12 protein-coding genes are annotated in these 13858 nt (G+C 70.8%); 8 read left to right on the forward strand and 4 right to left on the reverse strand.

Going from position 1 to position 13858, the window contains the following annotated elements; genetic code table 11:
• Nucleotides 1-28 precede the first annotated feature (28 nt).
• Nucleotides 29-874, reverse strand: coding sequence for a (2Fe-2S)-binding protein (locus tag ACZ7M7_RS17280; RefSeq protein ID WP_472117418.1), 846 nt, complete (start codon nt 872-874; stop codon nt 29-31).
• 382 nt (nt 875-1256) lie between these two features.
• Between ACZ7M7_RS17280 and ACZ7M7_RS17285 the strand changes: the two genes are divergently transcribed.
• From ACZ7M7_RS17285 to ACZ7M7_RS17310, 6 genes are read left to right on the forward strand one after another with little or no spacing between them, the layout of a single operon-like run.
• On the forward strand, nt 1257-2432 hold the full coding sequence (locus ACZ7M7_RS17285; protein WP_472117421.1) for an ATP-grasp domain-containing protein: 1176 nt from the start codon (nt 1257-1259) through the stop codon (nt 2430-2432).
• Nucleotides 2429-4120, forward strand: a complete 1692-nt coding sequence (locus ACZ7M7_RS17290; RefSeq protein ID WP_472117424.1) for an IucA/IucC family protein — start codon at nt 2429-2431, stop codon at nt 4118-4120. The genes ACZ7M7_RS17285 and ACZ7M7_RS17290 overlap by 4 nt, the downstream gene beginning before the upstream one ends.
• Nucleotides 4117-4386 (forward strand): hypothetical protein, encoded by a 270-nt coding sequence (locus ACZ7M7_RS17295; protein ID WP_472117427.1) that lies wholly within the window; start codon nt 4117-4119, stop codon nt 4384-4386. Before ACZ7M7_RS17290 ends, ACZ7M7_RS17295 begins: the two co-directional genes overlap by 4 nt.
• Nucleotides 4386-6167 carry an IucA/IucC family protein gene (locus tag ACZ7M7_RS17300; RefSeq protein ID WP_472117430.1) on the forward strand — a complete coding sequence of 594 codons (1782 nt, stop codon included), beginning with the start codon at nt 4386-4388 and terminating at the stop codon, nt 6165-6167. Before ACZ7M7_RS17295 ends, ACZ7M7_RS17300 begins: the two co-directional genes overlap by 1 nt.
• Nucleotides 6164-7480, forward strand: coding sequence for a type III PLP-dependent enzyme (locus tag ACZ7M7_RS17305; RefSeq protein ID WP_472117432.1), 1317 nt, complete (start codon nt 6164-6166; stop codon nt 7478-7480). Before ACZ7M7_RS17300 ends, ACZ7M7_RS17305 begins: the two co-directional genes overlap by 4 nt.
• A gap of 50 nt (nt 7481-7530) precedes the next feature.
• Complete coding sequence (locus ACZ7M7_RS17310) at nt 7531-7896, forward strand: nuclear transport factor 2 family protein (RefSeq protein WP_383601676.1); 366 nt, start codon at nt 7531-7533, stop codon at nt 7894-7896.
• A gap of 233 nt (nt 7897-8129) precedes the next feature.
• Here the strand turns inward: ACZ7M7_RS17310 and ACZ7M7_RS17315 are convergent, their stop codons facing one another.
• Both ACZ7M7_RS17315 and ACZ7M7_RS17320 read right to left on the reverse strand, forming a co-directional pair.
• Nucleotides 8130-9110: a CU044_5270 family protein gene (locus ACZ7M7_RS17315; protein ID WP_472117435.1), complete on the reverse strand. Its 981-nt coding sequence runs from the start codon at nt 9108-9110 to the stop codon at nt 8130-8132.
• On the reverse strand, nt 9103-9636 hold the full coding sequence (locus ACZ7M7_RS17320) for an RNA polymerase sigma factor (RefSeq protein ID WP_383601671.1): 534 nt from the start codon (nt 9634-9636) through the stop codon (nt 9103-9105). Before ACZ7M7_RS17320 ends, ACZ7M7_RS17315 begins: the two co-directional genes overlap by 8 nt.
• A 105-nt stretch (nt 9637-9741) precedes the next feature.
• Here ACZ7M7_RS17320 and ctaD point away from each other — a divergent pair, with 105 nt between their 5' ends.
• Nucleotides 9742-11370, forward strand: a complete 1629-nt coding sequence (ctaD, locus tag ACZ7M7_RS17325; protein ID WP_472117438.1) for an aa3-type cytochrome oxidase subunit I — start codon at nt 9742-9744, stop codon at nt 11368-11370.
• Nucleotides 11367-11690 carry a hypothetical protein gene (locus ACZ7M7_RS17330; RefSeq protein ID WP_451168865.1) on the forward strand — a complete coding sequence of 108 codons (324 nt, stop codon included), beginning with the start codon at nt 11367-11369 and terminating at the stop codon, nt 11688-11690. Before ctaD ends, ACZ7M7_RS17330 begins: the two co-directional genes overlap by 4 nt.
• A 7-nt stretch (nt 11691-11697) precedes the next feature.
• On the opposite strand, the gene ACZ7M7_RS17335 is transcribed toward ACZ7M7_RS17330, so the two are convergent.
• Nucleotides 11698-13659, reverse strand: coding sequence for a ricin-type beta-trefoil lectin domain protein (locus tag ACZ7M7_RS17335; protein WP_472117441.1), 1962 nt, complete (start codon nt 13657-13659; stop codon nt 11698-11700).
• Nucleotides 13660-13858 lie beyond the last annotated feature (199 nt).

Raw genomic sequence — 13858 nt, forward strand, 5'->3', positions numbered from 1 at the left:
CGCACGGGTGGCGCGGTGCCCGGCCGGTTCAGCCCTGGAGCCTGCGCAGCCGCTCCGCGTCGCAGGTGCGGGGGCAGGTGCCGCACGCCTCGGCCGGGCGGATCGTGTAGTACATGCAGCACCCGGTGCGCGTGCGCGTCGGGTGCCGGCGCCCGTCGTCGGTCGTCAGATGACGGAAGTCGGCGCCGTCGGGATACGGGGCCACCGCGGTCGGCAGCAGCCGGGTGGCCGCCTCGACGGCGTCTTCCTCGCGGCCGAGCGTGCGGCCCAGGTACCAGACGCCCGAGACCAGGTCGTCGGCGACCATGCCCCACAGCGCGCGCGAGCGGCGGCGCGTGAGGGGGCCTATCGCGTCCAGGAGAGGTCCCATGTGGTCGGCGACGGCAGCGCGCAACTCGGCACGCAGGGCCTCCTCATGAGGGACCGTCAGCACGCCCGGCAGCCGGGCCGCCCGGTCGTCGGCCAGGCAGGCGAGATCGCTCCCCGGTGTGAGGGTGAACTCGGCCGAGCCGAAGTCCAGGCGCAGGTCCTCGGGCCGGATCCGCGGCACGCGGCGTTCCAGGTACCAGACGCCGCTCATGAGGAGTGAGACCGACCAGGCGTAGTCGTGCAGGGCACGCGAGGCGGCGACGTCGCGACGCGGAACTGTCCCGTGGCGATCGTGAATTCGGGCCGCCTCCGCCGCGACGAAGGCATCGAGCACGGCCTCGTCCTTCACCAGCTCCGCCGCCGACACTCCCGCTCTCGCCATGTCGCCACCGGGCTCGGCGATCCGCACGGACAGGACGTCGCAGAGATCGGTCAGCCGCATATAGGCGTCACGGAGCGTACGCGCTACTGCGCCGGCGGGCGGGGTCGTCAGGGCCACGGGCATCGGTGCTCCTGTGCGAGTTTCGGCGATAGCCAGATAGGTAAGGCTTACCTTACACTCGCGATCAAGCGCAAAATGCCAGGTGGAGATCTCCGCGATTCGCGATGACTGGTCACCTGTCGCGATCATCGCAGCGATCGCATGGCAGCTTGAGGTCTAAAGCAAGGCTAACCTAAGCTCACGCCTTGTGACTGCGACCCAGCAGGGCACACCCATCGGTGCGCCCTTCCGTGCCCTCGGGCACGTACCGCTCCTCCTCACCGGCCTCGCCCCTCCGGCGCTCCGGCGCTCCGACTGCCGCTGACGTCCAGGGGCGGGCCGTGCCCGACCGGCGCCCGGCACCACCCTCAACACCTCACCCGCTAGCGGAAGTTGTTCATCCGGCATGCGCCTGTATCTGCTCGCTCTCAACCCCACCGACTCCGTCACCGAGGGCTTCCTGCCGGCCGCGGCCCGGCTGGGCCTGGACGTCACCGTCCTCACCGACCAGCCCGAGGCCCACCGCCGCGCCTGCCCCGGCGTCGAGATCCTGCAGTGCGACGTCCGGGACTTCCGGGCCGTGGTCACCCGGATCTCGACGCATCACAAGCCCGACGCCGTCTTCACCAACAGCGATCACCTCCAGACCCAGGCCGCCCTGGCCGCCGCCTACTTCGACCTCCCCGGCAAGGACTGGCGGGCCACCCTGCGCTGCAAGGACAAGGCCGAGATGCGCCGCCGCCTGGCCGCGGCCGGCCTGGACACCGTCCGGTCGGCCGAGCTGACCGAACCGGTCGCTCCCGGCGGCACGCCGTACCCGTGTGTCGTCAAGCCGCGCGAGGGCGTGGCCAGCGAGGACGTCGTCCTCGTGCACGGCCCGGAGGAGCTGGTGACGCACACCAAGGCGATCCTGGAGCGCCGCCCCGGCGCCGTTCTGGTCGTCGAGGAGTATCTGCCCGGCGACCTGTTCACCCTGGAGACCCTCGGCGACGGGCGGGTCCGCCATGTCCTGGGCGGCTTCCGCACCGACCTGTCACCGCCGCCGTACTTCATCGAGGAACGCCTCACCTTCGTCCCCGCCCACCCCCAGCCGGTCGTCGCGCAGGTTCTGGAGCAACTGGACGCGCTGGGTGTCGGGTTCGGCGCCTGTCACACCGAGTTCGTGGTGCACGAGGGGCGGGCGCGGATCATCGAGGTCAACTACCGTGCCATCGGCGACCAGTGCGACCTGCTGCTGGCCCGCCTCCTGGAGATCCCGCTCTTCGAGCACATCCTGCGCACCCACCTGGGCGAGCCGCTCCCGGCCGACCTGGGCGCCCGCCCGGACGGCGCGGCCCGCCTGGAATACCCGTGCGCCGACCGCGAAGGCACCCTCGTCGGCGCCTCGGACGCCGCAGAACTCGACGTCGACGGCGTACATCTGACGTACCGTCCGCTGCGCTCGGTGGGCGAGCGGCACGAGCTGTACCGCACCAACCGGGACTACCTGGGCGTCCTGCGAGCCACCGGCACCGACCAGCCGACGGTGGACCGCGTGGTGGCCGGCTTTCTGGCCGAGCGGAACTGGGAGATCCAGCCGTGACCGCGCCGACCGCACCGGACGCCTGCGAGGCGCAGTTACTGACGCGGGTGCTGAGTGCGCTGCTGCGGGAGGACGTGGTCGGGCTGCGCACGCGGAGCGCGCTCGTGCACCGGCCGGACGGGGACTGGCTGCGCCTGGCGACACCGCACGGCGACGCGCTTCTGCTGCCGGTCACCGAGGACGGCTACCAGTGCGTGTACGCCGCCCGGCTGCCGCTCCTGCTGCGCGAGTCGGACGGCGCCGAGCTGCCGTCGTACGACAGGGTGCTCGGCGCGTTGCGGGAGCTCGCCGAACCGGAGGACCGGGGCGGCTTCGACCTGTTCGCCGAGGAGTGCCGTCAGACGCTGGCCACGATGCGGTTGCACGCGGTGACGCATGCGGAGGCCATGGAGGGTCTTGGGGACAGCGTCCGGCGCGGTACGGGACTCGGCGCCGGGCTGGCGTACGACGCCCTCGCCGCTCGTCACGACCATCCCGTCTACCCGACGGCACGTGGCCGCTCGGGGCTCGACGAGCGGCAACTTCGGGCGTACGCCCCGGAGTTCCGTCCCCGCTTCGCGCTCCGCTGGATCGCCGTGCCACGGGACGCGGTCACCCTGGCGGGCACGCTGCCGGGGTTCTGGCCGGCGCCCGAGGGCCTCGGACTGCGCGAGGTTCAGGGCACGCATGTGATGCTGCCGGTCCATCCGCTCACCGTCGACGCCCTTCGCGCCGCCGGCCTCCCGGACGGCACGGTGCTCGCCGACCGGGCTCACCTGGACGTCGTGCCGACGTTGTCCATGCGGACCGTGGCCACGGTCGCCGATCCTTGCGTGCACCTCAAACTCCCCCTCGCCACCGCCACGTTGGGGCTGCGCAACAAGCGGACCGTCAAGCCCGGCACGCTCGTCGACGGTGGGGCCGGGCAGCGGCTGCTGGAGGCGGTGATCGACCGTGAGCCACGGTTCCGGGACACGATCCTGCACGCCGACGAGACGACGTACGCGCACGCCGGGCACGAACTGCTCGCCATGCTGTGCCGCCGCCACCCGGTCGGCCTCGACGACGCCGTGGTGGTGCCGATGGCGGCGCTCCTCGCCCGGGCCCCCGACGGCCGGCCGGTGATCGACGCTCTCGCCGACCGTTTCCACGGCGGCGACCCGCTCGCCCTGCTGGACGCCGCCCTCACCCTGCTGTTCGACTGGCAGACCACGCTGTTCGGCTACGGCATCGCCCTGGAGTCGCACCAGCAGAACGTCTCGCTGGTCCTGCGGCCGGGCAGTCTGCGGCTGTTGTTCAAGGACAACGACGGGCCCCGCATCAACACCGAACGGCTGGACGCGGTCCTGCCCGGGCCGTGGGGCTTCGACGACGCGCGGATCCTCGGCACGGACGACGGGCCGGTCGCCGACCTGTTCGCCACGATCACCGTGCATCTGTGCGCCGGCGCGTACGCGTTCGGGCTGCCCCGGTACCGCCGCGCGCTCCTGGATCTCATCCGTGTCCGGCTGGCGCAGGCCGTCGACCGGCTCGGCGGCGACGTTGCCGACGTCCTGCGCGCCCGGGTGCTGGAGGCCGCTGAGCTGCCGGTCAAGGCGATGGTGTCGGCCGGGACGCTGCTGTCCAAGGAACGGTCGGGTGCGGCCGACATCAACAAGCACTACACGACGGGACCCAACTACCTGCTGCACAAAGGGGGTTCGGCATGAGCGCGCAAGCTCCGCGGATGCCGCGGTCGGGCTTCGGGCGCGGGCGGGTGCACGCGGTGGCGGGCTGCTGCTCCGTGGCGTCGTTCGCGGCGCTGGGCCCGCCGTATCTCACCGAGACCCTGCCGGAGTTGAGCGACCGGAACGCCCACTGGGCGGGCGTGCTCCATGTTGTGCCAGCGGCATCCGTGCTGATAGGCGGCGCCGCTGCCGCCGTCACAGCCGCTCTTCTCCCCACACCGCACCTGCGCACCCGTTGGAGCCACTGATGCCTTCCCTGACCGACTCCCTCAGGACCTCCCCCGAGTTCTCGACGCGGCTCGACGAGCGGAGCGGTCATCCGCTCGCCCGCGCCGACCTGCCCACCGCCGACGAGGCCGTGGCCCACACTCTCCTCAACTGCCTGCTGCGCGAGGTGTCCGGACCCGAGCGCCAGTGCGTCGTCACCGATGGCCGTCTGCTGCTGCGGCTGCCGCGCCGCGGGGTCCTGCTGCGCGTGGCCCTGCGCCGGACGTCGCTGCTCGGGGCGCACCGGTTCACCGGACCGGTGCGCGAGCAGCGCGGCGGCGCATGGGCCGAGGTGGACTGGCGGCGCCTCGCCGAGTACACCCACGACGAGCTGTCGCTGCGGACGGGCGTGCGCAACGAGGAGTTCCTGGAGCAGATCGCCTCCAGCCACGAAGCCGTCGACACGGCCCTCGCCACCATGCCCTCGGCTCACCACCCGACGGACGACCGGCTGTCCGCGTACCTCGCCTCCGAGCAGTCCCTCCTCTTCGGCCACCGCTTCCACCCCACCCCGAAGGCCCGTACCGGCGATCCGCGTGCCTGGTCCGCGTACGCCCCGGAGGCCGGGGCCTCCTTCCCGCTGCGGCATCTCGCCGTGCGCGCCGATCTGATCGCCGAGGAGTACGCCGACCCGTCGGCCGTCGCCGCGCTGGACCGGCAGCGCGCGGACGTCCCGGCGGGCTACCGGCTGCTGCCCTCCCATCCCTGGCAGTACGAGACGCTCCGCGACCACCCGCTGCTGCGCGCCGCCCTCGACCGCGGCGACGTCGTCGACCTCGGCCCGGGCGGACGGCCGTTCGCCGCCACCGCGTCGGTGCGCACGCTGTACGACGGGGCGACGTTCCTGAAGTTCAGCCTGAACGTGCGGATCACCAACTGCCTGCGCAAGAACAGCAGTTATGAGCTGTCCGGTGCCGTCGCCCTCACCCGCGCCCTGGCCCCGGCGCTGGCCGACCTGGCCGAGCGCTTCCCCGGCAACGCCGTCCTGCGCGAGCCCGCCTATCGCACGCTCGCCCTCCCGGGCCCCGACGGTACGCCGGACCGCGCACTGTTCGAGGGCTTCGGCGTCATCGTCCGCGAGGGCCTGCCGCGGCGGCTCGCCCCGGGCGCCACTCCCCTGCTGGCGGCCGCCGTCGCCGACGAGTACCCGACCGGCCCCGCCCACATCTCCCGCCTCCTCTCCGGGGCGGACGAACAGGCCGCCCTCGACTGGTGGTCGACGTATCTGGACCTTCTCCTGCCGCCCGTGCTGGCCGCCTACTTCGACCACGGGCTGGTTCTGGAACCCCACCTGCAGAACGTCCTGATCTGCGTCGACGGCGACGGCCGGCCCACCCAGGTGCTCTTCCGCGACCTGGAGGGCACCAAGCTTGTCCCCGACCGCCACGAGGACACCCTCGCCGCGCTGCCGCCCGAGGTCGCGGGGCCCCTGACGTACGACGCGCAGCGCGGCTGGGACCGCGTCGTGTACTGCCTGCTGGTCAACCACATCGCCGAGCTGCTGGCCGCGCTGGCCGATCTGCATCCGCAGGCGGAGGCCGCGCTGTGGGGCCGGGTGCGTGACACGCTCCGGGCGTACACCGACCGGTTCGGCTGCCCGCCCCGGCTGTCCGCTCTGCTCGCCGGGGTGCCGTTGCCCGCCAAGGCCAATCTCCTCACCCGCTGGGAGCGCAAGGCCGACCGGGAGGCGGGCTACGTCCGGCTGCCGTCGCCGCTCGCCGCGGACATTCTGCGCGACACGACCGGGAGTGCTGCCCGATGACCGACCCCACGCCCGCGGTACGGGACCGTGTCCTTTCCCTGCCCGCCGCCGAACTGCCCGCGTATGTCTACGACATGGCGGCCCTGCGCACGCACGCCGCCGCCGTGCGCGACGCGCTGCCCGAGCGGGTCGAGCTGTACTACGCCGCGAAGGCCAACCCGGAGCCGGAGATCCTGGCCGCGCTCGGCCCTTACGTCGACGGCTACGAGGTTTCCTCGGGCGGTGAACTCGCCCATGTCGCCAAGGCGGTGCCCGGCCGGCCGCTCGCCTTCGGCGGCCCCGGCAAGACGCCGGACGAGGTGACGGCCGCGCTGGAGGCGGGAGTCGAACGCTTCCACGTCGAGAGCGGCCACGAGTTGCGCATGCTGGCCGAGTTGGCGCGACGTGCGACGCCCGGGCGGCGAGTGGCGGTGCTGCCGCGCGTCAACCTTCCGGTGGCCGACGGGTCGTTGGCGGGCAGCTCACTCACGATGGGGGGCCGGCCGACCCCGTTCGGCATGGATCCCGAGCGAGCCGAAGCGGTGATCGGCGCACTGACGGACGGCACGTGTCCGCAGCTCGAACTGCGTGGTGTGCACGCCCACCTGGCCAGCGGGCTCGAAGCCCCGGAGCAGGTGGCGGTGGCCGAGTCCGTCGTCGCGTGGGCGACCGGGCTCGGGGTCCGGCTCGCCGAAGTGAACGTCGGCGGCGGCATGCACGTCGACTACGCCGCCCCGGAGCGGCGCTTCGACTGGAAGACGTACGGCGAGGGGCTTGCCCGGCTGACCGAGCGGCACCCGGAGCTGACCCTGCGCATCGAGCCGGGCCGGGCGCTCACGGCGTACTGCGGCTGGTACGCCACCGAGGTGCTGGACGTGAAGCGCAGTCACGGCGAGCTGTTCGCCGTCGTGCGGGGCGGCACGCACCATCTGCGGACCCCGGCGACCAAGGGCCACGACCAGCCGTGCTCCGTCCTGCCGGTGGACGCCTGGCCGCACCCCTGGCCACGGCCGGCCGGCGAGGACGAGCGAAGCGAGACGGGGGTCCCTGCGGAAGAAGTCCAGGGGAGGATCACGCTGGCCGGTCAGCTGTGCACCCCGAAGGACGTCCTGGCCCGCCGAGTCCCGGCACCGGGGCTACGGGCCGGGGACCGGGTGGCGTTCGCGCTGGCGGGGGCGTATGCGTGGAACATCTCCCACCACGACTTCCTGATGCACCCACGGCCCGGATTCCACTTCCTGGACGGGGATTCCGGTGCGTGGACGGGCCGGGTCGGGCGCGAAGGTTCGGCTGGGCTTGCCGAGTCCGGCAGGGCGGAGGAGCCTCAGAGGTGAGGCTCTCGCGGCCGCTCCTCGTCCTGCCGCGGGCCTCGGAGGAGGTCACCATGGGCACCGCTGCACGCCCGTCTTTCGACACCGAGACACTGCGCCGGGCCGTGGAAGGGCAGAGCCCGGAGACGCTTCTGTCTCTCTACACGGACGACGCCGAGATACGCGTCGTGAACCGCAACGCCCAGCCCAGCCACCCGAAGGTGCTGCACGGCCGTAGCGAGATCACCGACATGCTCACCGACGTCTACAACCGCGACATGACGCACAAGCTGGAGGCATGCGTGGTCCAGGGCGACCGCGCGGCCTACAGCGAGTCCTGTGAGTACGCGGACGGTGTGCGCGTCATGTCCGAGTCGATGATCACGCTGCGCGACGGCAGGATCGCCCGGCAGATCATCATCGAGGCATGGGACGAGTAGGGAGGACGCTGCCGGAGGTCCAGGTCACTTCACGGGTGAGCTGGACCTTCTCGGCACGGGCCGCCGCGGGCCGGTCACGTCCGGTCCGGTCCGGGCGGCGATGGCCGGTTTCCGCGGCGGGCCGCCTGCTGTCCGCCGTCCTCGCCCGGAGGGCGCTGCGAGCGGTGCGGCCTCGCCGACTTCCTCCCTCGCCGCGTGTCGTCCGTACCCGGCGCACCCGGCATCGGGCGTGATCAGCGCATCCAGGCGCTGTACGACATCACGTCGCCGGCCTTGACGCCGTATTCAGGTTCCGCCTTCTTGAAGGTCGTCTCCAGTCCCAGTACGGCGCCGGTGGCGGGCTCCATGATCAGCATCCTCCGGCTGTCGGACCGGTCCAGAACGTACGCCTGTCCGCGCCGGCCGAGCCGGTCCGTCACCTGTCCGAGGGGCCTGAGCCCCTCCGTGTCCGCGAGGAGTTGCGCGAGCGTCGCCGACTCCCGGGCACCGAGGGTCCAGCTGTCGAGCAGCGACGCGACGGCGTCGAGGAGTTCACCCGAGGTCAGCGCGGTCTTGCTGTAGGCGGTCTCCTGCAGGTAGGCGCGCAGGCGTGCGACGTCGGTCGGCGGCGGCGCGTGCGGCGGGGCGTCGCTCCAACTGGGCGGGTAGGTCTGACTGCTGAGGACGTGACCGTCCTCGACGGGACGCGGCTCGCCGTCCTCGTCGGTCAGCACCGGCCGGCCGGGGTGACGCGGGTCGGTCGCCACGACGACCTCCGTGTGGCTGTCGTCGGCATTCCACCGCACGATGCGCTCGATGGGGAGGGTGATCGGCGGCTTCTTGTCGCTCATGGCCAGGCTCCACGCCTGTACGTGCGTGCCCTTGCGCAGCGCGGGCGAGTTGTCCGCCGCCGCCCGCTCGGCGCGCTCGGCCAACTGCTTCAACGGGACGGGCGAGGAGTCGGCCTGCACGATCAGGGGCCGCGGTGCGGCGACGGCGGGGGCCGTCGTCTGGCCGGTGAACAGCAGCGCCGACACGAGCGCGGCGACGACGGCCGTGGCCGCGAGCCCCCAGGCCAGCCGAGTGCGACGGCGGGGGACGACGGTCGTGGTGCGTTCGTGCAGCAGCCGGTCGAGGTGGCGTTCGGCGTGATGGTCCAGCGGGCCGTCGCCGAAGTGGGGGCCGTCGACCGGTACCGGGTTGGCTCCGCGCAGCAGTTCGAGTTCGTCAGCCATGGCTTCGTTCCTTGGACACGGTCGTCGGGCTCAGACGGTCGATCTCGGCTCTGAGTCGGCGCCGGGCCCGGTGCAGCCGCATGGCCGCGGCCCGCCTGCCGCAGCCGAGCGCCACGGCGACCTCCTCGACGCCCAGTTCCTCCCACGCCGTCAGCCGCAGGACCTCCTGGTCGGCCGGGGACAGCCGGTGCAGCGCCTCGTGCACCCAGGCGCCCGGCGCCTCGGCGTCCGGGCTGTCCACGATGTGCCGGCCGTGCGCGGTCTCGTCGTTGCCGAGCCGGTCGACCAGCCGCCGCCGGCGCCCGAAGCCGCGTACCGCGTTCGCCAGGCAGTTGCGTGCCACGCCGTACAGCCAGGGCAGCGGTGGGGACGGGAGGTCGTCCCGACGCCGCCAGGCGACGGTGAACACCTCCGCCACCACTTCCTCGACCTCACTCGTACGCCCGTCCAGTCGCCGCGCGACATAGCGGCTGACCGCCCAGTAGTGCTCGCGATAGGCAGCGGCGAAGATCTCGTCGTTGCTCATGTTCCGTTCGTGTCCGGCACCGGCCGGATCGTCACACCCGTTTCCGTGATTCTTGTCGCGTCCCCCGAGTGTGACGTGCGGGTGGGCCGCGGACACAGGCGGGGCGTGAAGAGGATCAGAAACGTCACAGGCACCAAGGTCGTCCAGTGGCTGACCACCACCGACCACAAGACGATCGGAACGCTCTATTTGGTCACTTCGTTCGCTTTCTTCTGCATCGGTGGCGTGATGGCGCTGTTCATGCGCGCCGAACTCGCCCGGCCCGGTCTGCAGATCATGTCGAACGAGCAGTTCAACCAGGCGTTCACGATGCACGGCACGATCATGCTGCTGATGTTCGCGACGCCGCTGTTCGCGGGCTTCGCGAACTGGATCATGCCGCTGCAGATCGGCGCGCCGGACGTGGCGTTCCCGCGGCTGAACATGTTCGCCTACTGGCTGTACCTGTTCGGCTCGCTCATCGCGGTCGGCGGCTTCCTCACTCCGGAGGGCGCGGCCGACTTCGGCTGGTTCGCCTACAGCCCGCTGTCGGACGCGGTCCGCAGCCCGGGCATCGGCGCCGACATGTGGATCATGGGTCTGGCCTTCTCCGGCTTCGGCACCATCCTCGGCTCGGTCAACTTCATCACCACGATCATCTGCATGCGCGCCCCCGGCATGACCATGTTCCGGATGCCGATCTTCGTGTGGAACGTGCTGCTGACGGCCGTCCTGGTCCTGCTCGCCTTCCCCGTCCTCGCGGCGGCGCTGTTCGCGCTGGAGGCGGACCGCAAGTTCGGCGCGCACATCTTCGACGCCGCCAACGGCGGGGCCCTGCTGTGGCAGCACCTCTTCTGGTTCTTCGGCCATCCGGAGGTGTACATCATCGCGTTGCCGTTCTTCGGCATCATCAGTGAGGTCATCCCCGTCTTCTCCCGCAAGCCGATGTTCGGCTACATGGGTCTGATCGCGGCGACCATCACGATCGCGGGTCTGTCCGTGACGGTATGGGCGCACCACATGTACGTCACAGGCGGTGTGCTGTTGCCGTTCTTCGCGTTCATGACGTTCCTCATCGCCGTCCCGACGGGCGTGAAGTTCTTCAACTGGATCGGAACGATGTGGAAGGGCTCGTTGTCCTTCGAGACACCGATGCTCTGGGCGGTCGGCTTCCTGATCACCTTCGTCTTCGGTGGTCTGACGGGCGTCATCCTGGCCTCACCGCCACTGGACTTCCACGTGTCCGACTCGTACTTCGTCGTCGCCCACTTCCACTACGTCGTCTTCGGCACCGTCGTCTTCGCGATGTTCGCCGGGTTCCACTTCTGGTGGCCGAAGTTCACGGGCAAGATGCTCGACGAGCGCCTGGGCAAGATGACCTTCTGGACGCTGTTCATCGGCTTCCACGGCACCTTCCTGGTGCAGCATTGGCTGGGCGTGAACGGAATGCAGCGCCGCATTCCCGACTATCTGGCGGTGGAAGGGCTGACGGCGCTGAACAGCCTGTCGACCGTCTTCTCGTTCGTGCTCGGCGCGTCACTCCTGCCGTTCTTCTACAACATCTGGAAGACCGCGAAGTACGGGGCGAAGGTCGAGAGCGACGACCCATGGGGATACGGCCGCTCGCTCGAGTGGGCGACGTCCTGCCCGCCGCCGCGGCACAACTTCCGCACCCTGCCGCAGATCCGTTCCGAGTCCCCGGCGTTCGACCTGCATCACACCCCCGCGCCGAAGAGGGAGTTGACCACTCTGTGAGCGTCACGGACGAGTTCCTGAACGATGTCGAAGGGCATCTGCTGCTCGCCGCGACCCGCGATGAGGGCCGTACGGCCGCCGCCCGTTTCAGTGCGCCCCTGCCCTGGCTGACGGACACCCAGCGGGACGAGATCGAGCGGCGGTTCGAGGCGGAGTACCTCGCACTCGCCCGCGCCTCCTGGCAGCACACGGCGGCGCGTGCCGGGAGACTGCGGGACGAGTACGAGGCGAGGTACCGGGACCTCCGGCGCCGTCTGCTGGCCGGGTGGCTGCTTACCTGCGCCTTGGCGTTCGGTGTTCTCGTGGCGTGCCTCGTCTAGGCCTGGGCTAGCTCACCGTCCACTTCTGGTTGTCCTGGCCGTTGCAGCTCCAGAGCACCAGCGTGGTGCCGCCCGCGGTGGCCGCCCCGTACGCGTCGAGGCAGAGCCCGGCGTTGACGTTGGTGATAGTGCCGTCGCTGTTGAGGTTCCACTTCTGGTTGCTCTGGCCGTTGCAGTCCCAGATGACCACCCGGGTGCCGTTGGTGGTGCCGAGGTTGTACGCGTCGAGGCACTTGTTGCCGTGGACCACCAGCTCCTTGCGGGTGCTGTTGTACTGCCAGACCTGGTTCTGGCCGCCATTGCAGTCCCACAGCTGGGCGTCGGTGCCGTTGGCGATGGTGTTGTCGTCGATGTCGACGCATCGGCCGGACCCGGTACCCGTGATCAGCGTGCCGTTCTTGCCGGGCAGCGGACGTACGACGATGCCGTCGAGGGTCGGGGCGCCGGAGAAGGAGAGGGTGTTGGCGCTGCCCTTGGCGAGGGAGACGTTGACGGAGATGTTGCCCTCAGCGGAGCCGGTCGGCGGGAAGGAGACCTTGGTGGGTGTCTGGCCGTTGACGGTGAGCGTGGCCGTGCGGGCCGTGGAGGTGTTGTTGGTGTAGGAGACCTCGACCGTCTTCAGGCCGGCGCTTCCCGCGACCACGCCGGAGAAGCTCGACGTGCCGCTGTAGGTGCTCGCGGACTGCTCCGTGCCGCCGGTGACCGTGAGCATCACCGAGCCGCCCGCCGGGACGCTCGTGGTGTAACTCGTGCCGGTGGTGGCGAGGTTCTGCCGGGCCCACGGGTCACGGAGGGTCGCGGCGGCGTTCGTCAGGCCCAGGTCGGACCAGCGGACGGTCATGTTCTGGGTGGTCGACGTGCGGTTGAGGAGGACGACGGCACGGTTGCCGCTGCCGGACAGGACCTTGCCGTAGACCTGAAGACCGGTGGTGTCCTCGGCGACCTTGACGCCCTGCAGGCCGCGCGGATCCTGGTCGACGGCGATGACCTCGGGGTTCTTGAGGATGTTCGCCGTCTCGGCGCTCATGGTGGTGAGGTCGAGGCCGGTCAGGAGCGGGGCGCCGGAGATCGCCCACAGGTTCATGTGGCTGCGGTTCTGGGCGGCGGTCAGGCCGGTCATGCCGACGACCATCATGTCGGGGTCGTTGTAGTAGCCGGTGTGCTGGGCCGTGGGGTGGATGTTCCGGTCGAAGGCGGTCAGGACGTTGCCGTACGACGGTGTGCCGCCGTGGAAGAAGATGTCGGTGTTGGTCCGCCACATCGGGCCCATGCCCGGGGCCCAGTTCCAGGGGTTGTCGTAACCCCAGTTGCACAGGGAGAGGGCGAGCGGGCGGCCGGTGGTCGCGCTCGCCGTGGCGACGGCGTCACTGATCGCCTGGTAGGTCGTCCTCGGGTCGAGGCCCTCGGCGTCGCCGCCGCACCAGTCGACCTTGACGAAGTCGAAGCCCCACCGGGAGAAGGCCAGCATGTCCTGCTCGTAGTGGCCCTCGCTGCCCGAGCCGGGCGCGGCCGGGCGGCCGGTCGGGAAGTAGTAGCCGCAGCCGTCCTTGCCGGCGTCGGTGTAGATGCCGGCCTTGAGTCCCTTGCTGTGGATGTAGTCGGCGATGGCCTTCATGCCGCCCGGCCACTCCGCCTCGTCGACGGTGATGTTGCCGGCGCCGTCACGGGTGCCCTGCCACCAGCCCTCGTCGATGTTGATGTACTCGTAGCCGGCCTCGGGCAGGCCTGCCGCCACGAACGCGTCGACCTGCTGCTTGATCACGTTGAAGTCGACCTTCGCGGCGAACGCGTTCCAGGACGCCCAGCCCATGGGGGCGGTGGGCACCGGTATCTGACGTGCCGTGGCCGCCTGGGCGGGGGCGGGCCCCGCGAACAGCAGGGCGGCGACGGCGGTGAGCACCAGGACGAGGGCGCGCACCGCGGTGGCTCCGCGGCGGCCGAGGCGACTCATTCGGGGCGGGGGGTACATGCGGCTCCTTCGTGCGGGAGAGACTCAGCGCGGTTCGTTATTTCGAACATGATTCGGAACATCGAACATGTGGCGCTGAAAGTAGAGCCACGGGAGGGGGAAGTCAACGGATGGGACAGACCTGAAGTCGCCCTTACGGAGGCACAGTTGGCGCCACCGGCGGCCCGCACCGCCATACTGGCCGATGTGCGCGTAGCGA

The organism is Streptomyces sp. NPDC111606 (assembly GCF_055656945.1).